Source organism: Rhizobium sp. LEGMi-198b (assembly GCF_054114205.1).
In genome coordinates this window covers 35,116-54,819 of the sequence record NZ_JBSYVH010000003.1, presented here as the reverse complement: position 1 = coordinate 54,819, position 19,704 = coordinate 35,116, and the positions used below count along the sequence as shown (strand labels likewise).

General features: G+C 59.8%; 16 protein-coding genes. 4 read left to right on the top strand and 12 right to left on the bottom strand.

The features are described from left to right. Positions 1 to 5: 5 nt before the first annotated feature. From ACXHXG_RS13205 to ACXHXG_RS13190, 4 genes are all read right to left on the bottom strand, one after another. Positions 6 to 2,096: an alpha-galactosidase gene (locus ACXHXG_RS13205; RefSeq protein WP_457899546.1), complete on the bottom strand. Its 2,091-nt coding sequence runs from the start codon at positions 2,094 to 2,096 to the stop codon at positions 6 to 8. Next, on the bottom strand, positions 2,093 to 2,944 hold the full coding sequence (locus ACXHXG_RS13200; protein ID WP_104826115.1) for a carbohydrate ABC transporter permease: 852 nt from the start codon (positions 2,942 to 2,944) through the stop codon (positions 2,093 to 2,095). The genes ACXHXG_RS13205 and ACXHXG_RS13200 overlap by 4 nt, the downstream gene beginning before the upstream one ends. After that, the gene (locus tag ACXHXG_RS13195; RefSeq protein ID WP_104826116.1) at positions 2,944 to 3,852 is read right to left on the bottom strand and encodes a carbohydrate ABC transporter permease; all 909 of its coding nucleotides are present in this window, start codon (positions 3,850 to 3,852) and stop codon (positions 2,944 to 2,946) included. Before ACXHXG_RS13195 ends, ACXHXG_RS13200 begins: the two co-directional genes overlap by 1 nt. 79 nt (positions 3,853 to 3,931) lie before the next feature. Beyond that, entirely contained in the window at positions 3,932 to 5,122 is a 1,191-nt protein-coding gene (locus ACXHXG_RS13190) for an ABC transporter substrate-binding protein (protein WP_457899999.1), read from the bottom strand. 200 nt (positions 5,123 to 5,322) lie between these two features. On the opposite strand from ACXHXG_RS13190, the gene ACXHXG_RS13185 reads away from it, so the two are divergent. After that, entirely contained in the window at positions 5,323 to 6,237 is a 915-nt protein-coding gene (locus ACXHXG_RS13185; RefSeq protein ID WP_285168845.1) for a helix-turn-helix domain-containing protein, read from the top strand. A gap of 18 nt (positions 6,238 to 6,255) precedes the next feature. Here the strand turns inward: ACXHXG_RS13185 and ACXHXG_RS13180 are convergent, their stop codons facing one another. The 8 genes from ACXHXG_RS13180 to ACXHXG_RS13145 all read right to left on the bottom strand — a co-directional run bounded on the left by ACXHXG_RS13180 (position 6,256) and on the right by ACXHXG_RS13145 (position 14,407). Further along, complete coding sequence (locus ACXHXG_RS13180) at positions 6,256 to 7,197, bottom strand: electron transfer flavoprotein subunit alpha/FixB family protein (protein ID WP_457899545.1); 942 nt, start codon at positions 7,195 to 7,197, stop codon at positions 6,256 to 6,258. A 21-nt stretch (positions 7,198 to 7,218) separates the two neighbouring features. After that, complete coding sequence (locus ACXHXG_RS13175; RefSeq protein ID WP_457899544.1) at positions 7,219 to 7,968, bottom strand: electron transfer flavoprotein subunit beta/FixA family protein; 750 nt, start codon at positions 7,966 to 7,968, stop codon at positions 7,219 to 7,221. An 11-nt stretch (positions 7,969 to 7,979) separates the two neighbouring features. Then, positions 7,980 to 9,410 carry an aldehyde dehydrogenase family protein gene (locus ACXHXG_RS13170; protein ID WP_457899543.1) on the bottom strand — a complete coding sequence of 477 codons (1,431 nt, stop codon included), beginning with the start codon at positions 9,408 to 9,410 and terminating at the stop codon, positions 7,980 to 7,982. A gap of 14 nt (positions 9,411 to 9,424) precedes the next feature. Further along, the gene (locus tag ACXHXG_RS13165) at positions 9,425 to 10,159 is read right to left on the bottom strand and encodes an ABC transporter ATP-binding protein (RefSeq protein ID WP_457899542.1); all 735 of its coding nucleotides are present in this window, start codon (positions 10,157 to 10,159) and stop codon (positions 9,425 to 9,427) included. After that, positions 10,156 to 10,974, bottom strand: a complete 819-nt coding sequence (locus ACXHXG_RS13160; RefSeq protein WP_457899541.1) for an ABC transporter ATP-binding protein — start codon at positions 10,972 to 10,974, stop codon at positions 10,156 to 10,158. The genes ACXHXG_RS13165 and ACXHXG_RS13160 overlap by 4 nt, the downstream gene beginning before the upstream one ends. Next, positions 10,971 to 12,281 carry a high-affinity branched-chain amino acid ABC transporter permease LivM gene (gene livM, locus ACXHXG_RS13155; RefSeq protein WP_457899540.1) on the bottom strand — a complete coding sequence of 437 codons (1,311 nt, stop codon included), beginning with the start codon at positions 12,279 to 12,281 and terminating at the stop codon, positions 10,971 to 10,973. Before livM ends, ACXHXG_RS13160 begins: the two co-directional genes overlap by 4 nt. Positions 12,282 to 12,298: 17 nt before the next feature. After that, positions 12,299 to 13,216: an ABC transporter permease subunit gene (locus ACXHXG_RS13150; protein ID WP_104826124.1), complete on the bottom strand. Its 918-nt coding sequence runs from the start codon at positions 13,214 to 13,216 to the stop codon at positions 12,299 to 12,301. A 75-nt stretch (positions 13,217 to 13,291) separates the two neighbouring features. Next, on the bottom strand, positions 13,292 to 14,407 hold the full coding sequence (locus ACXHXG_RS13145) for an ABC transporter substrate-binding protein (protein ID WP_104826125.1): 1,116 nt from the start codon (positions 14,405 to 14,407) through the stop codon (positions 13,292 to 13,294). Positions 14,408 to 14,734: 327 nt separating this feature from the next. Between ACXHXG_RS13145 and ACXHXG_RS13140 the strand changes: the two genes are divergently transcribed. Genes ACXHXG_RS13140 through ACXHXG_RS13130 form a run of 3 tightly spaced genes read left to right on the top strand, consistent with a single transcriptional unit; the run spans position 14,735 to position 19,702 of the window. Beyond that, positions 14,735 to 16,816: a hydantoinase/oxoprolinase family protein gene (locus ACXHXG_RS13140; RefSeq protein WP_457899539.1), complete on the top strand. Its 2,082-nt coding sequence runs from the start codon at positions 14,735 to 14,737 to the stop codon at positions 16,814 to 16,816. Positions 16,817 to 16,826: 10 nt separating this feature from the next. Then, positions 16,827 to 18,494 (top strand): hydantoinase B/oxoprolinase family protein, encoded by a 1,668-nt coding sequence (locus ACXHXG_RS13135; RefSeq protein WP_457899538.1) that lies wholly within the window; start codon positions 16,827 to 16,829, stop codon positions 18,492 to 18,494. Further along, entirely contained in the window at positions 18,491 to 19,702 is a 1,212-nt protein-coding gene (locus ACXHXG_RS13130) for a pyridoxal phosphate-dependent aminotransferase (protein WP_457899537.1), read from the top strand. The genes ACXHXG_RS13135 and ACXHXG_RS13130 overlap by 4 nt, the downstream gene beginning before the upstream one ends. Positions 19,703 to 19,704: the final 2 nt, after the last annotated feature.

Genomic DNA, 19,704 nt, shown 5'->3' with positions numbered 1-19,704 from the left:
GAGGCTTAACCTCCCTTCACGGGCTGGAATTCAAGAAGGAGCCCGCTCTCGGGCTTGAGCATCGGCAGCGGCAATCCGACATGTCTCAGCGTATCGAGACTGAAGGTCAGTTCTCCGTTTAGGAGCTTTTGCTGGCCTTCCGAGATCCGGATGAATTCCGGCTCTGCGGGATGCATCGCCGTCACGCGCCACAGCACATCGCTATTATCGCTGACAGGCAAGCGGACGGGTGCGGGCTGCTCGCCGACCATTTGCGGGCCCTGGACGACGAAAGCGACGATGCGGTCGGTATCTGCAGCGCCCCAGACATAACGCCCGTCGAGCGGCGGCAGACGAAATTGCTTGCCGGCTGCATGCAGAAGCGGCCGCAGGCTCTTATGAAGCGCGATCCAGCGTTCCAGTTCCTGCTTCTCTTCAGCGTCGAGCGTCAGTGGATTGAGTTCCACGCCCAGGTGATAGGCGAGCGCGACCAGCGCGCGGAAAGCAAGGCTCAACTTGCGGCCGGTCTGGTGGTTCGGAGATGCGGCGATATGTGCGCCGAGAAGCTCCGGGGGAACGAATTGCGACGCCCCATGCTGTATTTCAAGCCGCTCGAAGGCGTCGGTGCAATCCGATGTCCAAACGCGGTGCGTGTATCTGAGGACGCCATAGTCGATACGCCCGCCGCCCGAGGCGCAGCTTTCTATCTCGACTGCGGGAAAGGCTTGCCGGACCCTGTTCATCAGGGCGTAGACGGCTCGCGTCTGCCTCGCGGTGCGCGCGCGCCCATCTGTGCCGCCGGCATGGGTCAGATCGCGATTCATGTCCCACTTGATGTAGGCGATTGCGTGCTGCGAAAGCACCGCTTCCATGCGTTGGAAGAGATAATCGCTGACCTCCGGGCGCGTCAGATCCAGCACAAGCTGGTTTCGCGACAGCAGAAGCGGGCGTCCTTCGACTTGCAGAGCCCAATCGGGATGGGCGCGAAACAGTTCGGACTCCGGGTTCACGTTCTCGGGTTCGAACCAGAGGCCGAACTCCATGCCGAGGGACGTCACGTGGTCGACGAGTGGCTTCAGCCCGTTCGGGTATTTTCGCTCGTCTATGAACCAGTCACCAAGGCTGGTCGTATCGTCGTCCCGCTTGCCGAACCATCCGTCATCGAGGACGAAACGCTCGATGCCGACAGCCGCCGCTGCATCCGCCTGGGCTTTCAAGGACTCCATGCGGTGATCGAAGTAGTTGCCTTCCCAGGTGTTCAGCGTCACCGGCCGGGGCTTCATCTCGCCGCCCGGCCAGGCAATCACGCTCTCTCTGACGAAGGCATGGAAAGCCTCGCTGTCAGGACCGGCAAAAGCTGTCGGGCTGTCATAGGCTTCGCCCGGTGCGAGGCGCATTTCACCCGGTTCGAAGAGTTCGCCGAGATGCACCAGCCGGCGTCCATCGTCTAGTGTGTCGATCGCCATCTGGTGATTGCCGCTCCAGCCGAGATGGAATCCCATCCGCTCGCCGCCGCACTCGAGGAAGATGATGGGAAAGCGGTCATGCGAGGTTCGCCCCCTCCGGCTTTCCTGCATCCAGAGCCCGTTGGGGAGTTGCGATTGGCGCGTCTGGAACTCCCGGCCCCACATTCCCGTAAAGCTGGTCAGCTCTGACGCGCCGGCCGGCATCAGGAAACTCGCCGCCATGCAGCGATCCAGCGTATAATCGCTGGAGCCGCGGTTGATCAGTGATGTCGAAATCGACAAAACCTCAGTCGCGCTGCCCTTCAGGCATATCTGCAGGCCGATTTCCGCGACGGGATCTTCAGCCTTCAGGATGACGCCGGCGTCGATCTCTTCAGTCTGCCAGTTCTGGAATTCCAGCGTGAACATACGCCCATCGCGATGCCCGCAAATCGCCGGCCATCCGAAGAATCCGAGTCCGCCGACCGGCAGCAGCACATTCGAAGGCACGGCCACGTCCATGCCGTTGACACGGCTCGAACGCGGCACATCGGGCCAGAATTCCGGGGCAAGCGCCCCGCGGCCGAAGCCCAGGATCTCGGGCATGCCGCGCTCCGGCAGGCCGAGAGCGAGGCAAATGGCCCCCGCTTTTACAACTACAGTCTTTTTCATCCCTTGGTCGCTCCGAGAGTGAGGCCCGCAATGAAGTGCCTCTGCATGAAGAAGAACATCAGAACTGGCGGCATCGCGGCGACGATCGAACCCGCCGACACCAGATGCCATGCTGCAACCCATTGTCCGTTCAACGCGTTCAGTCCGGCGGTAACGGGCATTGCGGCCTGGCCCTGGACAAGCACGGTCGCCCAGAAATAGTCGTTCCAGACGAAGGTAAAGATCAAGACTGACAGCGCCGCAATGGCCGGGCGCATCAAAGGCAGTACGATGTGGATGAATATCCGCCACTCGGAGACGCCCTCGACCCGCGCCGATTCGATCAGCGAAAAGGGCAGCCCCTTGATGAAGTTGCGCATGAACAAGGTGCAGAAGCCGGTCTGGAAAGCGACGTGGAACAACACAAGCCCGGTTACGGTGTCGTAGAGGCCCATCTTGAGCGTCAAGTCGCGAACAGGGACCATCAGGATCTGGAACGGAATGAAGTTGCCGGCAACGAAGACGAAGAACAGGAACAGGCTTCCCTTGAACCGGTAGACGGCCAGCGCGAAGCCGCAGAGGCATGAGAGACCGACCGCGCCGATAACCGTCGGGATGGTGATCTTGAAGGAATTGAGGATGTAGTGGCCGATCGGCGAATCCCGAAAGACGGCGGTATAGTTCTCGACACCGGCAAAGCCCGAGGGAATGCCAAAATAATTGCCAGCGGCCAGATCCCCCGATGGGCGGATCGACGTGACCGCAACGCCGATCAGGGGAAGAAGCCAGATGATGAGGGCGATCGGCAGAAGAACCTGATAGGCGGCCGACACCCATGGGCCCGATTTCTGGACAGGAGTTGGAAACATCAGGAATTCCTTTCCTGTCTCAGCATGCGAATAAGGAAGAATGTGATGAAGACCATCATGATGAGGAAGAGCACGACCGCGATGGCGGCTCCATAACCCATGCGGAAGCCGTATTCGGAAAGCGCTTCTTCGTACATGTAATAGGAAAGGACGCGGCTCGAACCGTAAGGTCCGCCCGCCGTCATGACAGAAACGAGGTCAAAGGATCGAAGCGCCCCGATGACGGTCACCACCACTGCAATGAAGGTGGCCGGCCGAAGCTGTGGCAGGACGATGTTCCAGAACAGATGCCAGCCCTTGGCGCCATCCATGCGCCCGGCTTCAATCTGCTCCGGATTGATGTTGTTGAGGCCCGTCAGGTAGAGGATCATGCAATAGGCGATCTGCGGCCAGAGGCCGGCGGCGATGATGCCGTAGGTCACCAGGCGCTCGTCTGCGAGAATGGCAACCTGCGTCCCCGTCAAGGCCTGGATCAGCGCAGAGAATAGCCCGAAATTAGGAGCGTAAAACCACGTAAAAATCAGGCCGACGACCACCTGGCTGATCACGAATGGAAAGAAGAACAGTGATTTGTAAAGGCGAATGCCGGTGACGGTCTGGTTCAGGAACAATGCCGCAGCCAAGCCAGCCGGGACCGCCAGCAGATAGAGAACGAGCCATATGACGTTGTTCTCCAGCGACGTATAGAAGGCGTCGTCGGAGAGGAGTTCGACATAGTTCCCAAGACCGATCCAGGTTTTGGGTCCCAGACCATCCCAGTCATGGAAACTGATCCATACGGATTGGAATACCGGGACGATCACATAGACCAGAAACATCAGGGCGCCTGGCGCAAGAAAAAGCCAAGGTGCAAATGTCCGCTGATTGCGTTTCCAGAACCCCGGTAGAGCGGGACTGCTCGTGCCCATCGTCTGCTCCTATACAAATGCGACGAAAAACGCTGCCGGACGGAATTAACATCCGGCAGCGCGGTATCTTCAGAACGAGTTATTTGTAAGCGTGAGCCCGGATCTTATCGAGGCGAGCCAGGATCGCATCGAGTTTGTCAGGCTTGACCATGAATTCCTGGAAGCCTTCCATGCCGGCCTTCGCCATATCGGCCGGGGCGTCGCGGTCGTAGAACTGCGCGAGAGCGTGGGCGTTCGCCAGCATCTCGAAACCAGCCTTCAGGAACTTATCGTCCGGCACGGTCGACTTGTTGTTGATCGGTAGCTGACCGAGCGTCTCGTTGATTTTCGTCTGGGCTTCAGGCGAGGCGAGATAGGCGAGGAACTTCTTGGCGTCTTCCTTGTTCTTCGCACCCGACGGAATGTGGAACGTGTCGGTCGGAGCCTCTTCAGAGACCGGCACCCCTGCGGTAATCTGCGGGAACGGAAGGAAGCCGATCTGGTCTTGCTTCAGTCCGCCATCCTTCATCGGGGCGACGGCGAAATTGCCCATCAGATACATGGCCGCCTTGCCTTGAACGAATTGCGGCATGGCGTCCTGCCAGTCGAGAGCTGCATGGTTCTCGATGAAATAGCCCGGCTTCACCAGTTCTGCCCACTTGGTGAATACGGCTTTGACCCTCGGATCGGTGTAAGGCACCTTGCCGGCGGTCAGATCCATGTGGAATTCATAGCCGTTGACGCGCAGGTCGAGATAGTCGAACCAGCCGGCGGTCGGCCACAGGGCCTTCGTGCCGATCGTAAACGGTGTGATGCCTGCGCTTTTCAGCTTGGCGCATGCGGCCACCAGCTCGTCCCAGGTCTTTGGCGGCGTAATGCCTTTATCCTTGAAGATATCGGCGCGGTAATAGATGCCCCACTGATAGTTGGTGTAGGGAACGCCCCACTGCTTTCCGTCGATCGTCATCGATGCGGCAGCAGACTTCAACTGGTCGTTCAGGCCGTTCGCTGCCCAAACGTCGCTGACATCGGCAAAGAGACCCGCTTTGACGAAGGGCGCCATGCGGTTGCCAGCATACCATGCCACGACGTCAGGCGCGTCGGCGGTCAGGAAGTTGCGGATCGCGGACTTGTAGCCTTCGTGGTCGAAATTGTTCCACTTAACCTTGATGTCCGGATTCTTCGCCTGAAAATCCGCAATCAGTTGTTCCATCGCCTTCTTCGGCGCCGGATCCGACTGGTCGGAATTGAGAACGATTTCGCCAGCGCATGCCGCCGATGCGACGAGCATGTAGCTGAATGCTATAGAGCCGATATTCTTCAATAGGGTCAATTGATCCTCCACAGACCTCATGGGCGTTGGCCGCCCGCGCACACGTCACTCCCGTGTACGGTGGTTGATATTCATCATCCAAATTCGTAGAGCTCTACCGCCATACGGAAGATCGCTTCCGGTTTTCTAAGATCGAGACCCCGCCAGAGCATCTTCCAATGTTGATCGAAGACGAGTCAGTTCCAGTTCACGATGGCCCGACGCGCCATCCGCTTGTCGTTTTCGGCGATCATCGCTTTTGCGCTGGAGAAAGGCTGGAGGTGCGGCGCATGAGCGGTCCGCACATGCACAGCCAGGTGGAGCTCAACTACGTCCTCGATGGACGCATCACATATTGGTTCGACGGCCGCAGGCTCCAGATTTCGCAGGGGCAGCTCTGCCTTTTCTGGGGAATGATCCCGCACCAAGTCGTCGAGGTGACGGAGCCTGCGAACTTCGTCTGCCTCTATGTCCCCATGTCCGTGCTCGTCAACATGCGTAGCATGGGGAGCTTTCGGGATGCTGTCTTCCGCGGCGGCCTGATAGAGGCGCAAAGCGTCAGGCCGCACGACCGCGAAGTGCTTCTCAGATGGCGCGATGAGCTGCTGTCGGGCGATCCGGAGCTGGAACAGATTGTCCGCGACGAGCTGGTCGCTCGCATACGGCGGATTGCGCGGGAGGGCTGGCTGGACTTGCGCGAGCAGGGGTCGGCAATTGCTGCATCGCGTAACCAAGATCCTGACCGACTGCCAAAGGTCGAGAAAATGATCCGCTTCATTGCCGAACATGCATTGGGCGAGATATCGGCCATCGATGTCGGATTGGCGGCCGGACTGCATCCAAACTACGCCATGTCGGTATTCAAGAAGACGGTCGGTCTTACCGTCAATCAGGCCATAACGCGCCATCGGCTGGATACGGCCCAATCCCTGCTGATCTCAAGCGACCTTCCGGTGGCCGCCGTCGCGTTCGAATCGGGATTTGGCTCGCTGTCCCGCTTCTATGAGGCCTTCGAAGAGCGTTTTTCGACAACTCCGGCGAGATATCGGAGCGGCTTCGGTCTGGTGAGCGCGAAGCCTGCTCCGGCCGCCTAGCTGTTCGAGGAGGCTGCCTCAGATCGAGCGGACAAATTCCGGCAGGGCCTCGAAGAGATCGGCGACGAGGCCGTAATCGGCGATCTGGAAGATCGGGGCCTCTTCGTCCTTGTTGATGGCGACGATGACCTTACTATCCTTCATGCCGGCGAGATGCTGGATGGCCCCGGAAATGCCGCAGGCGATATAAAGCTGCGGTGCGACGACCTTGCCGGTCTGGCCGACCTGCCAGTCGTTCGGGGCATAGCCGGCATCGACGGCCGCGCGGCTTGCGCCGACGGCAGCCCCGAGCTTGTCGGCGACGGGAAGGATGACTTCCTTGAACTTTTCTGCCGAACCGAGCGCCCGGCCACCGGAGATGATGATCTTTGCAGACGTCAGTTCCGGACGGTCCGAGGTCGACAATGCATCGGCGACGAAGCTGGACAGGCCGGGATTGGCGACCGCCGGGATTGCTTCGATCGTGGCCGAACCACCGTCTGCGGCAGAGGCGAAGGAAGCGGTGCGCACGGTAATCACGCGTCTGGCATCGGTCGACTGCACCGTCTGAATGGCATTGCCGGCATAGATCGGCCGCTTGAAGGTATCGGCGGAGACCACTTCGATGATCTCCGAGACCTGGGCGACATCCAGCAAAGCGGCAACCCGCGGCATGACATTCTTGCCGACCGAGGTGGCCGCCGTCAGGATGGTGTCATAGGAGCCGGCGAGCGCCACGATCAGATCGGCAAGCGGTTCGGCGAGATTGTTGGCGAGGCTGGCATCGTCGGCAACCAGAACCTTGGAGACGCCGGCAAGCTTGGCTGCCTGTTCGGCCGCAGTGTTGGCGCCCGCGCCGGCGACGAGGATGTGCACGTCGCTTCCCGTTCCCTGGGCAATCTGGGTCGCCGCCGTGAGCGCCTTGGCGGTCTGGTCGGAAAGGTGGTTGCTGTCATGATCAGCCAGAAGAAGAATGGCCATGGGTCTTATCCTTTCCTGTCTTTAAAGCACGCCGGCTTCGGTCTTGAGCTTCTCGACCAGCTCGGCCACCGACTTGACCTTGACGCCCGCCTTGCGGCCCGACGGCTCCTCGGTCTTCAACACCTTCAGACGCGGTTCGGTGGAGACGCCGAAGTCGGCAGGTGCCTTCTTGTCGAGCGGCTTCTTCTTTGCCTTCATGATGTTCGGCAGCGAGGCATAACGCGGCTCGTTGAGGCGCAGGTCCGTGGTCACCACCGCCGGCAGCTTGACCTCGATCGTCTGCAGGCCGCCATCGACCTCGCGGGTGACAGTCGCCTTGCCGTCCCCGATCTCGATCTTCGAGGCGAAGGTTGCCTGCGCCGAGCCCAAGAGGGCCGCCAGCATCTGGCCGGTCTGGTTGCTATCATCATCGATCGCCTGCTTGCCGACGATGATCAGGCCTGGCTGTTCGGCATCGGCGATACCCTTGAGGATCTTCGCCACCGCCAGCGGCTCGACTTGATCCTCGGTCTCGACCAGGATGGCACGATCGGCACCCATGGCGAGCGCCGTCCTCAGCGTCTCCTCGGCCTTGGCCGGACCGATCGATACCACCACCACCTCTTCGGCCTTGCCGGCTTCCTTCAGCCGCAGCGCTTCCTCGACCGAGATCTCGTCGAACGGGTTCATCGACATCTTCACATTCGCAAGCTCGACACCCGTGCCATCCGCCTTCACGCGGATCTTCACGTTGTAATCAACCACCCGCTTCACCGGGACGAGAATCTTCATCACATATTTCCTTATGCGAGCGTGTAGGCGGTCTTGACCGAGGTATAGAATTCCGCTGCGTATCGGCCCTGTTCACGCGGCCCATAGGACGAGCCTTTTCGTCCGCCGAATGGTACGTGGAAGTCGACACCGGCGGTTGGAAGGTTGACCATCACCATTCCGGCCTCCGAGTTTCGTTTGAAATGGGTCGCATATTTCAGGCTGGTCGTCGCAATGCCGGAGGACAGGCCGAAATTGGTGTCATTTGCGACCGCAAGTGCCTCCTCGTAGTCCTTCACCCTGATGACTGCAGCGACAGGGCCAAATATTTCTTCGCGCGCAATCCGCATCTGATTGGTGGCTTCGGTGAACAAGGCCGGCTGCAGATAGAAGCCGGGCGTGCTTCGTTCCAGTTGCTCGCCACCGAATGCAAGCTTTGCGCCTTCCCGACGGCCGATATCGATGTATTCCACATCCTGCTTCAATTGGCTTTCGTCGACGACCGGGCCGATATGAGTGCCGCCCTTGAGGGCATCATCAATAACGAGTCCCTTCATGCGTTCCGTCAACGCGGCGACAAAGCGGTCATGGATGCCTTCCGTCACGATCAGGCGGGAGGACGCGGTGCATCGCTGGCCTGTCGAGAAAAAGGAAGAGTTGGCGGCTGCTTCGACGGTGACGGAAAGGTCTGCATCGTCCAAAACCACAAACGGATTTTTGCCGCCCATCTCGAGCTGGAACTTCCTGTTATGCTCGATAGACGACAATGCGACGCGTTTGCCGGTCCCTACCGATCCGGTAAATGTCAGAGCGTTCACGTCGGGGCTGTCGAGCATGGTTTGCCCAACCACGCTGCCGCGGCCCATGACCAGATTGATGACACCGGCTGGCGCGCCGGCACGATGAATGATGTCGACGAGCGCCCAGGCGCAACCCGGCACTAGGTCGGCCGGTTTCAAGACGACGGTGTTGCCGTAAGCTAGTGCCGGAGCGATTTTCCAAGCGGGAATCGCAATTGGAAAGTTCCAGGGTGTAATCACCCCGACGACACCAACCGGTTCACGGGTGATCTCGACACCGATGCCGGGCCGAACCGAAGGAAGGATTTCGCCTGAAAGCCGCAGCACTTCACCGGCAAAGAAATCGAAGATCTGTCCCGCGCGGGTCACCTCTCCAATCGCCTCGGGAAGAGTCTTGCCTTCCTCTTGGGCGAGGAGCCGGCCAAGTTCTTCCTTCCGGGCCACGATTTCGTCGCCCGTCTTCTTCAAGACGGCATGACGCTCCAGGATCGGCGAACGCGACCAGGCTGGGAACGCCGTCTTTGCCGCAGCGATCGCGGCCCTGGTATCATCAGCGCTCGCGCGTGCGTATTCCCCGACACTCTCGTTGGTGTTGGATGGGTTGATGTTCGCAGACGCGTCGCCCGCAACCCATTCACCGGCAATCAGATTCTTGTGCAGCATGGAGATGGTTCCGTTCAATGCAGTCCGAGATAGGCCTTGCGGACTTCCTGGTTGTCGAGAAGGGAGGCGCTCTCGCCGGAAAGATGGATCTTCCCGTTCACCATGACATAGGCTCGCTGCGAGAGCTTGAGCGCATGATTGGCATTTTGCTCGACCAGAAAGATCGTCTTGCCCATGGATGCGATCTCGCGCAGCACCTCGAATACGCGCTTCACTACGAGAGGCGCCAGTCCGAGCGAGGGCTCGTCGAATAGGATCAATTCGGGGCGAGCCATCATTGCCCGGGCAATTGCGAGCATCTGTTGTTCACCGCCCGACATCGTACCGGCTGTCTGGTTGCGACGTTCCTTGAGGCGAGGAAAGAGTTCGAACATGGTCGTTCGATCGTCCTCGAAATAGGCCATTCCGATGGGTGTCGTGCCCATCATCATGTTCTCTTCCACGGTCATTTCCTGATAGATCTGGCGACCTTCCGGAACGAGCGCGATGCCGCGGCGGGAAATCCTGTTCGTCGGTATGCGCGAGATGTCCTCGCCGCGATGTAAAATCCTGCCGGAAGAGGCCCGCGGCGCGCCGAAAATCGATGACAGCAATGTCGTTTTGCCTGCGCCGTTTGCGCCGATCAGGCTGACGATCTCGCCCTCGAAGATGTTGACGTCAACCGCTTTCAGGGCTTCGACCGGGCCGTAATGAGCATGGACGGCGACAAATTCCAGAAGCGGTATCTTTATACCGGCAGGCTGGCTCATGCTTGCACCTCCTCTTCACTGATACCCAGATAGGCCGCAACCACAGCGGGATCGTTGGCGACATGCGCGGGCGTGCCGTCGGAGATGACCTCTCCGTGGTCGAGTACGACGATATGGTTGGAAATGCGCATGACCAGGCTCATGTCGTGCTCGATGACGAGAACTGTTTGGCCGTGTTCGTTGCAGAGCCGTTGGATGACCTCGGACAGATCCCGTGTTTCGGAGGGATTGAGGCCGGCGGCGGGCTCGTCGAGGCAGATCAGCCTCGGCGCAGTGCACATCGCCCGAGCGATCTCAAGGCGCCGCTGGCGACCGTAAGGAAGTTCGGCCGCGAGGCGATTGGCATCCTCGACTAGGCTCATCTGCTCGAGCCAATAGTAGGCGCGATCCACCGCTTCGCGTTCGGCTCTCCGGAACCCCGGGGTGAAAAAGACGCCGCTCAGAAGATTGTTGCGTGTCGCAAGGTGCTGAGCGACGAGGAGGTTTTCGACGACCGACATCTCCTTGAACAGACGGATGTTCTGAAATGTCCTCGCGATGCCGGCGCGCGTTACGAGATGCGAGCCGCCGGAAATCGGTTTTGTAACCAGCTCGCCGACGTCCTCTGCACCATTAGTTCCGTTCAGGACGATCCGGCCCTCGCTTGCGCGATAGAACCCGGTAATGCAGTTGAACATCGTCGTTTTGCCGGCTCCGTTGGGGCCGATCAGCGCCGTAATCGAACCTCGTTCGACGCGGAAGCTGACATTGCGGTTGGCGATGATGCCGCCAAAACGCATCGTGACATTTTGAACGTCCAGTATGGGCTCACTCATCGTCTCGCCTCCAATTGGGTCTGGAGGGGCATTTCGGCGCTGCTCGCTTCCATCCTGGTGCTCGGGAAGAATGCCGGGCGTTTGATCCGAACCAGGCCGCGCGGCTTCCAAATCATCATCACGACCATGAGGACGCCGAACACCAGAACGCGATATTCCGCGAACTCTCGCAGCATTTCCGGCAGGACGGTCAGCACGAGAGCGGCAAGGATGACGCCGATGGTTGATCCAAGGCCGCCAAGGACAACGATGGCAAGGATGAGGGCCGATTCGAAGAAGGTGAAGGACGTCGGATTGACGAAGCCTTGGTGGACGGCGAAGAAGACACCGGCAAGCCCGCCAGTCGATGCGCCGAGCATGAAGGCGGTGAGCTTCGTGAAGACGTGGTTTACCCCCAGAGAGCGGCAGGCGATCTCATCTTCGCGCAGCGCTTCCCACATGCGCCCAAGCGGCATGACGCGAAGCCGCTCGACTACATAGATGACCATGCAGACGGCAAGGAAAAGTACGAGGTAGATGAACCAGAATTTGTAGTCCGCGCTGTAAGGAATGCCCAAATATTCATGCAGCGGAACGCCGCCTTGTTTTGCGGTGCGGGTGAATTCCAGGCCGAGGATTGTCGGCGGCGGAACGGGAGCGCCGTTTGGACCTCCGGTGAAATCGCCCCAATTGTTCAATATGAGACGGATGATCTCGCCAAACCCCAGCGTCACGATGGCAAGATAGTCGCCGTGCATCTTCAGCACGGGAAACGCAAGGATCATCCCGCAGAGGCCGGCAAGGAACGGGGCTATGATCAAAGCCGTCCAGAATCCGAAGCCGACATATTGCGAGCCAAGCGCAAGCAGGTAAGCGCCGACTGCGTAAAAGGCCACAAATCCAAGATCGAGCAGACCTGCGAGACCTACGACGATATTCAATCCCAGGCCGAGCAGGCAGTAGATCAGCGCCAGTATGGCGACGCCGAGAAAGTACTTGTCCGCGACGAAGGGGAGGCTCAGTCCTGCAAGGAACAGGACAGCGAGAAGCAGCACCGGCGATTTTTCCTTGCCGGTCATGACCGTGACGCCGGCATTATTTCCGGCAAAGCGTTGCCTGAATCCCTTGCCCAATCTGCTGGACTGGAAAACCGAGATCGCAAGACGTCCAAGCGTGACGATTGCCGCCAATGTGACCGCCCGCATCAGTTGGTTTTGGAAGGAGAAGCCCTCCAGAACCAGTCCGGAGATCGGGCCGAACAGAACGATGCAAACGGTAAATGTGAGAAGCGCTTCCTTGGCAAGCGCAACTAGCCTGTGGGGTTTCATGTTGCCTGGCTCCTCATTTAGACTTTCTGGATTTCCGGGCGGCCCAGAAGGCCGGAGGGACGGAAAAACAGCAGGATGATGAGCAGCGCGAAGGCAAAGACGTCCTTGTAGTCGGTACTGACGTAACCGGCGAAAAGGGCTTCTGTTAATCCAAGCAGCACTCCGCCCAGCACAGCACCCGGCAGCGATCCGATCCCGCCGAGAACCGCGGCGGTGAATGCCTTGATACCCATGACGAAGCCGATGAAGAAATTGAAAGAGCCATAGTTGAAGGTGACCAGCGTACCGCCGACAGCGGCAGTCGCCGCACCGATGACGAAGATTGTGGAGATGATGCGGTCGGTATTGACGCCCAGAACGGCAGAGATGCGGATATTCTGCTGGGTCGCACGGCATTCGCGCCCAATTCGCGTGTAGTTGATCACGTAGGTCAGAATTCCCATGGCGATCAATGAGGCGAACAGGATCACGGTCTGCATATAGGTTATCTGAGCAAAATGGGTGTCATCGCCGAAGCGGAACGCGCCTTGAATGAGGGTCGGCACTCCCTGGTCTCGCGCACCCTGAGCGATCTGGACGTAGCTCTGCAGCATGAGCGAAATTCCGATCGCCGAGATGAGTGGCGCGAGCTTGGTCGAGCCGCGCAGCGGCCGATAGGCGACACGTTCAATCGTCCAGCCATAGACGGCGGTGATGGCGCAGCTAATGACGAGCACCGTGATCAGCGCGAACGGAACGGATTGAACGCCGAAGAAGCTGAGCACCGCCAGGACGATAGCGGCAATGTAGGCAGAGACCATGTAGACGTCGCCATGGGCGAAGTTGATCATGCGGATGACACCATAGACCATGGTGTATCCCACGGCGATCAGGCCGTAGATCGTCCCCAGCGTAATGCCGTTGAACAACTGTTGAACCAGGATGTAAAAGTCCATGGCGAACCCTCTTATGTTTTTTAGGGCATGGATGAGCGCGCCGGACCGATGACCCGGCGCGCAGGCAAAGCTGCCTTACTTCACGAGAACGGGGGTTCCCTTGTCGTCGAAGTTGTAGAAGACGAACTTGAAGTCCTTGATGTCGCCCTTCTTATCCCACGTGACCTTGCCGATTGCGGAATCAACGGTGTTCGTGCGCAGCCAAGCGGCCTGAGCCTTCAGGTCTTCGCCGGCCTTGAGTGCGGCAACGATTGCCTGAGCGTTCGCGTAGCCATAGAGGACATAGTTTGCCGGGGTGATGTTCGCCTTCTTCAGCGCATCCTGAACGCCCTTCGTGGAGGGGTCTTCCAGCGGATCGGGTGTCGCCGAGTAGTAGACATTCTTCAGGTTCGCCGGGCCGCCGGCGGCGGAGACAAGTTCCGCCTGCGCGAAGGCGTCACCGGTGACGAATACGACATCGACGCCCTGTTCCTTAAGCTGGCGAACAAGCGGCCCGCCTTCCGGGATGAGGCCGCCAAAGTAGACCGCGTTTGCGCCGGAGCTCTTGATCTTGGTGACAAGCGCGTTGAAGTCGCGCTCCCCGCGCGTCAAGCCTTCATAAAGGACCGGCTTGATGCCGCGTGCTTCGATGGTCTTCTTGACTGCATCCACCAGGCCCTGACCGTAGGTGTCCTTGTCGTGGATGAGAGCGATCTTGTCACGCTTCAGCGTATCCAGAATGAAGCTGCCGGCGACGACCGCCTGCTGGTCGTCACGACCGCAGCCACGGAACAGATTGTCAAAACCGCGATCGGTGACCGTCGGGTTGGTCGAGGACGGCGTCATTTCCAGAATGCCGGCATCGTTATAGACCTCGGATGCCGGGATTGTGCTGGACGAGCAGAAATGTCCGATCACGGCGTTTACCTTGTCCTGATCGACGAAGCGGTTGGCAACCGCGACGGCCTGCTTGGGTTCGCAGGCGTCATCGCCCTTCACCAGCTCGATCTTTTTGCCGTTGATGCCGCCGGCAGCATTTACGTCATTGATATAGGCCGACACCCCGTTGAACACCTGTTCGCCGAAGGTGGCGTTTGCGCCCGTGAATGGTCCGGCGACGCCGATCTTGATCGTGTCTGCCGCCAAGGCGTTGGAGAAGAGCAGGGCGGACGTGAGCATGGTCGCCGTCAAGAGCCTGGAAATCGATTTCATGGAATTTTCCCTCTGGTTGAAGCTACTTCGTTCAGGTTGATCAGATGCGGGTTCAGCCCGCATTCGCATGTTATTGAATCGAGGAACTGCCTAATTTTATTAGCTAATTCTCGCTTTTTGGAGTTCGGGGCTTGGCGCTTTTCGCAGCGTTTTTAGCCCTCTTCCCAGTTGACAGTTATATGATAAGTGACATATACGAAGAACGTCAAGCGGAAATGTTGCGGCACCGCTTGTCGTGGAGGAGAATGCGCAGACGCACGGCCGCATGGTTGCGGTCTCAACCGGATCTGACGCTTCGGGCGGAAGACAAAAGTGGGGAACAAGCTGGTGAACAACGCACCACGAAACTGCCGGGTCGGCGTCGACATCGGCGGCACCTTTACCGATATCGCGCTCGATCTGGGTGGCGCGCTTCACTCGACGAAGGTTTTGACGGATTACACGGCGCCCGAGCGCGCGATCCTGAAGGGTGTGAGGGCTGTCGCCGACATGGCGGGCATTGCGCTTTCAGAGATAGACATTCTCATTCACGGCACGACCCTTGCCACCAATGCGCTGATCGAGCGGCGCGGCGCGAAGACTGCCTTCGTGACGACGGAGGGTTTTCGTGATGTGCTGGAAATGCGCACGGAGAACCGTTTCGAGCAATATGACCTCAATATTTCCCTGCCGCCGGCCCTCATTGCGCGCGCCGATCGCTTCGTGGTGCGTGAGCGCATCGATGCGTCGGGCAAGGTTCTCCTGGTGCTGGACGAGGCCTCTGTGGCGGCTGTGGTCGAAAAGATCGCGGATGGCGGCTATGAGAGCGTCGCCATCGGCTTCATCCACGCTTATGTGAATGGCGCGCATGAGGTTGCCGTCCGCGACGCCATCCTGAAGCGTCTTCCGAATGTCTCGGTGTCGATCTCATCCGAGGTCTCGCCGCAGATGCGCGAGTTCGAGCGCTTCAATACGGTTTGTGCCAACGCCTATGTAAAGCCGGCGATCAAATCCTACCTCGATCGCCTCGTCGTCTCGCTGAAGGATATCGGCGTCGGTTGCCCGGTTTTCATGATCCATTCCGGCGGCGGCATCGTGTCCGTCGAAAGCGCCTCGGAATTTCCGGTGCGTCTGGTCGAATCCGGCCCGGCCGGCGGCGCGATCTTCGCGGCTGATATCGCCCGTCATCACGGTCTCGACGCGGTTCTTTCCTTCGACATGGGCGGCACCACCGCCAAGATCTGCCTGATCGAGAACCAGGTTCCCAAGACGGCCAAGACTTTCGAGGTCGCGCGCACCTATCGTTTCCGCAAGGGTTCGGGCATGCCGATTTCCATCCCGGTCGTCGAAATGGTGGAGATCGGTGCGGGTGGCGGTTCTATCGCCTCCGTTGACGGCATGCGGCAAATCCGCGTCGGACCGCATTCGGCAGCGTCCGAACCTGGCCCTGCCTGCTATCAGCGCGGCGGCAAGAACCCCACGGTGACAGATGCCGACCTTATCCTCGGCAAGCTCGATCCGGAAAATTTCGCCGGCGGCGCCATCCGTCTTTCCATCGATGCGAGCCGCAGGGCGATGAGCGACGATATCGGATCGGTCATCGCGCTCGATCCGGAAGCGGCGGCTTACGGAACCTGCGAGATGGTGGATGAGAACATGGCCAATGCCGGCCGTGTTCACACCGTCGAGAACGGCAAGGACATTTCCGATTTTACGATGATCACCTTCGGCGGCGCGGGGCCGCTGCATGCGGCGCGCCTGTGCGAGAAGATGGGCATTTCCACTTTCCTTGTGCCTCCCGGCGCTGGCGTGGGCTCCGCCATCGGCTTTCTCAAAGCGCCGTTCGGCTACGAGTCCGTGCGCAGCGCCGTCTTCAATCTTTCGAGCTTCGATTTCGCCGAAGCCAACCGGTTGCTGGAATCCATGAAGGCCGAAGCCCTCGGCTTCGTTGAAGGTGGTCTCGACAAGGGCGCACCGACCATCGAGCGCACCCTGTTCATGCGTTATGCGGGGCAGGGCTGGGACATTCCGGTGGCGCTTGAAGACGACCGGTTTGATGCGGCCAGCGCCAAAAAGACCACCGCTCTGTTCGAAAGGGAGTACGAGCGCTTCTTCGGCCGTGCCATCGAAGGCCTCGATATCGAGATCGTAAGCTGGTCGGTCAAGGCAAGCTCGCCGCTTCCGCCGGTTGACCGCGTTCCGCCGATCGCTGAAGGCAGCGTCGTCAAGTCGAGCCAAACCCGCCGCCTGTTCGAAGCTTCGCAGGGCTCTTATCTCGAAGCTGGCATTCACGAGCGCACGAGCCTGAAGCCCGGCGACGTGGTCAAGGGCCCCGCTGTCATCGTGGAGCGCGAAACCTCCGCAGTTCTCACCTCTTCCTTCAAGGCAATCGTCCAGAACGATGGCTGCCTCCTCGTAACGCGGCTTTGAGGATAGCTACATGAACCAATCCATGATCGATATCCATATGCAGGTCATGTGGAACCGCTTGATCTCCGTCGTCGAGGAACAGGCGCAGACGCTGATCCGCACGGCCTTCTCCACCTCTGTCCGCGAAGCGGGCGACCTGTCCGCCGGCGTCTTTGACCTAGATGGTCGCATGCTGGCGCAGGCCGTCACCGGCACGCCGGGCCATGTCAACGCAATGGCGGAATCCGTCGCCCATTTCATCCGTGATATCGGCCCGGAGAACATCTTTGAAGGTGATGTCTACATCACCAACGATCCGTGGAAGGGAACCGGTCATCTGCACGACATCACCGTCGTGACGCCCTCGTTCCACCACGGCAAGCTGGTCGGCTATTTCGCCTCCACCGCCCACGTTGTCGATGTTGGGGGACGAGGCTTCGGGCCGGATGCGCGCGAGGTCTATGAAGAGGGTATCTTTATCCCGATCATGAAGTTCTTCGAGCGCGGAGAGCTCAACCGGACACTGATCCACATTGTCCGCAACAATGTCCGTGAAAGCGACAAAGTGGTCGGCGACTTTCATGCGCTCGCTGCCTGCAACGAGACCGGCCATCGCCGGCTCATCGACATGCTGACGGAATTCAATCTGGAAGATCTGTCGATGATCGGCGGCTTCATCCTCAAGCACAGCCGCGAGGCCACGCTGGAGCGGTTGAGAAACCTTCCGCACGGTTCATGGAACTACAGCCTCGATCTCGACGGCTATGACGAGCCGGTGCATCTGGCCGCAAAATTGACCATCGGCCCGGATGGCGTCGTAGTGGATTTCGATGGCACATCGGGCATGAGCAAGTTCGGCATCAACGTGCCGCTGGTCTATGCGAAGGCCTATGCCTGCTACGGCATCAAATGCGTCGTCGCGCCGGAAATTCCGAATAACGCGGCCTCCCTCGCTCCGTTTGACGTCGTTGCGCCGGAAGGCTGTATCCTCAACGCCAAGCGCCCGGCTCCGGTCGCTGTCCGTCACGTGCTCGGGCATTTCGTCCCCGATCTCGTTCTGGGGGCGCTTCATCAGGCGCTTCCCGGACAAGTGCCTGCCGAAGGTGCAAGCGCCCTCTGGAACTTGCATATGAGCGTGCGACCTGTTTCCGATCAGATCGGCGGCAAGGGTGCCGAAATCCTGATGTTCAATTCCGGCGGGTCCGGCGCACGCACCTCGCTGGACGGGCTCAACGCAACGGCCTTCCCGAGCGGCGTCCATACCATGCCGATCGAGGCGACCGAAAATGTCGGCCCGGTCATCGTCTGGCGCAAGGAGCTGCGCGAGGGTTCCGGCGGCGCAGGCGCTCAGCGGGGTGGTCTCGGTCAGATGATCGAGATCGAAGCGGCCGAAGGTTACAGCTTCCGCTTCTCGGCGATGTTCGACCGGCTAAACCATCCGGCCCGCGGCCGCGACGGCGGACTCGACGGCGCATCGGGCGGCGTTTCGCTTGACGACGGCACGATGCTGAAGGGCAAGGGCCTGCAATTCGTGCCGGAAGGCCGGCGCCTCGTTCTGTCGCTGCCGGGCGGTGGCGGCTATGGCGATCCTGCCGAGCGCCCGGCCGAGGCCGTCGAGCACGATCTCAAGCACGGCTATATCACCAAAGAACAGGCCGCAGCCTACGGCAACGGCGGCACCCGGGGAGAGCAGGCATGAACATGATTGCATTCGAAAGCAGCCGCACGGCCACCATCAAGTCGTCGCCGTCTATGGCGGTTTCCCTCGCCGCCAAGGCGATGCGGGCAAGGGGCGAGCATGTCGTCGATCTCTCGCTCGGAGAACCGGATTTCGATACTCCCGCCCACGTAGTCGAAGCCGCGATCGAGGCTATGCGCAAAGGGATCACCCGCTATACGGCCCCGGACGGCCTGCCGGAACTGCGCCAAGCAATCGTTGCCAAGTTCAAGCGCGAGAACGGCCTGGACTACGCAATGGACGAGATTTCCATCGGCAACGGAGCCAAACAGATCCTCTTTAACGCCTTCCTCGGCACGCTCGAGCCGGGCGATGAAGTGGTCGTTCCCGCACCCTATTGGGTTTCCTACACCGACATCGTCATTCTGCATGGCGGGACGCCCAAGGTTGTCCCTTGCGGAGTGGAAGACGCCTTCAAGATCACGCCGGAACGGCTGGAGGCGGCAATCACCCCCAAGACACGTTGGTTCCTGTTCAACTCGCCGTCCAATCCTACAGGCGCAATCTACACGGCGGAGGAACTGAAAGCGCTCGGCGACGTATTGGCGCGCCATCCGCGCGTTGCGATCATGTCCGACGAAATCTACGAGCATATCGTCTGCGGCGATGTGCCGTTTACGTCCTTCGCCGTGGCGTGTCCGGCTCTCAAGGACCGTACCTTGATCATCAATGGGGTCTCCAAAGCCTATGCCATGACGGGCTGGCGGCTCGGTTATGCCGCAGGCCCGAAGGATCTCACCAAGGTGCTGAATAAGCTTCAGTCTCAGAGTACAACATGTCCTTCTTCGATCACGCAATACGCAGCCGCGGCCGCGCTGAACGGTCCGCAGGATTTCGTGAGGAAGGCTGTCGAGGAATACAAGGCGCGGGGCGATCTCGTTGCGCGGGGCTTCGGCGCCATTCCCGGACTTGAAGTGCGCGCGCCGGAGGGAGCATTTTATCTCTTCCCCAAATGTGCTCCCTATATCGGCAAGACGGCGCCTGACGGGACGAAAATCACCAACGACACGGCGTTGGCATCCTACCTCCTCACGGAGGGCAAAGTCGCCACCGTGCCGGGCGCTGCTTTCGGCGTCGAACCCTATATTCGCCTGTCTTTCGCAACGTCTCGCGAAAACCTCTCCCTTGCCATCGAACGGACAGCGGACGCGCTGGCCAAGCTTCGCTAATC

Excerpts from the sequence above, each read along its gene's own strand:
- ACXHXG_RS13185 (WP_285168845.1), top strand. The coding sequence starts at position 5,323 with ATGTTGATCGAAGACGAGTCAGTTCCAGTTCACGATGGCCCGACGCGC.
- ACXHXG_RS13175 (WP_457899544.1), bottom strand. The coding sequence starts at position 7,968 with ATGAAGATTCTCGTCCCGGTGAAGCGGGTGGTTGATTACAACGTGAAG.
- ACXHXG_RS13145 (WP_104826125.1), bottom strand. The coding sequence starts at position 14,407 with ATGAAATCGATTTCCAGGCTCTTGACGGCGACCATGCTCACGTCCGCC.
- livM (WP_457899540.1), bottom strand. The coding sequence starts at position 12,281 with ATGAAACCCCACAGGCTAGTTGCGCTTGCCAAGGAAGCGCTTCTCACA.
- ACXHXG_RS13190 (WP_457899999.1), bottom strand. The coding sequence starts at position 5,122 with ATGCTCGTCGCATCGGCGGCATGCGCTGGCGAAATCGTTCTCAATTCC.
- ACXHXG_RS13200 (WP_104826115.1), bottom strand. The coding sequence starts at position 2,944 with ATGTTTCCAACTCCTGTCCAGAAATCGGGCCCATGGGTGTCGGCCGCC.
- ACXHXG_RS13170 (WP_457899543.1), bottom strand. The coding sequence starts at position 9,410 with ATGCTGCACAAGAATCTGATTGCCGGTGAATGGGTTGCGGGCGACGCG.
- ACXHXG_RS13180 (WP_457899545.1), bottom strand. The coding sequence starts at position 7,197 with ATGGCCATTCTTCTTCTGGCTGATCATGACAGCAACCACCTTTCCGAC.
- ACXHXG_RS13160 (WP_457899541.1), bottom strand. The coding sequence starts at position 10,974 with ATGAGTGAGCCCATACTGGACGTTCAAAATGTCACGATGCGTTTTGGC.
- ACXHXG_RS13150 (WP_104826124.1), bottom strand. The coding sequence starts at position 13,216 with ATGGACTTTTACATCCTGGTTCAACAGTTGTTCAACGGCATTACGCTG.
- ACXHXG_RS13130 (WP_457899537.1), top strand. The coding sequence starts at position 18,491 with ATGAACATGATTGCATTCGAAAGCAGCCGCACGGCCACCATCAAGTCG.
- ACXHXG_RS13205 (WP_457899546.1), bottom strand. The coding sequence starts at position 2,096 with ATGAAAAAGACTGTAGTTGTAAAAGCGGGGGCCATTTGCCTCGCTCTC.
- ACXHXG_RS13135 (WP_457899538.1), top strand. The coding sequence starts at position 16,827 with ATGAACCAATCCATGATCGATATCCATATGCAGGTCATGTGGAACCGC.
- ACXHXG_RS13165 (WP_457899542.1), bottom strand. The coding sequence starts at position 10,159 with ATGAGCCAGCCTGCCGGTATAAAGATACCGCTTCTGGAATTTGTCGCC.
- ACXHXG_RS13195 (WP_104826116.1), bottom strand. The coding sequence starts at position 3,852 with ATGGGCACGAGCAGTCCCGCTCTACCGGGGTTCTGGAAACGCAATCAG.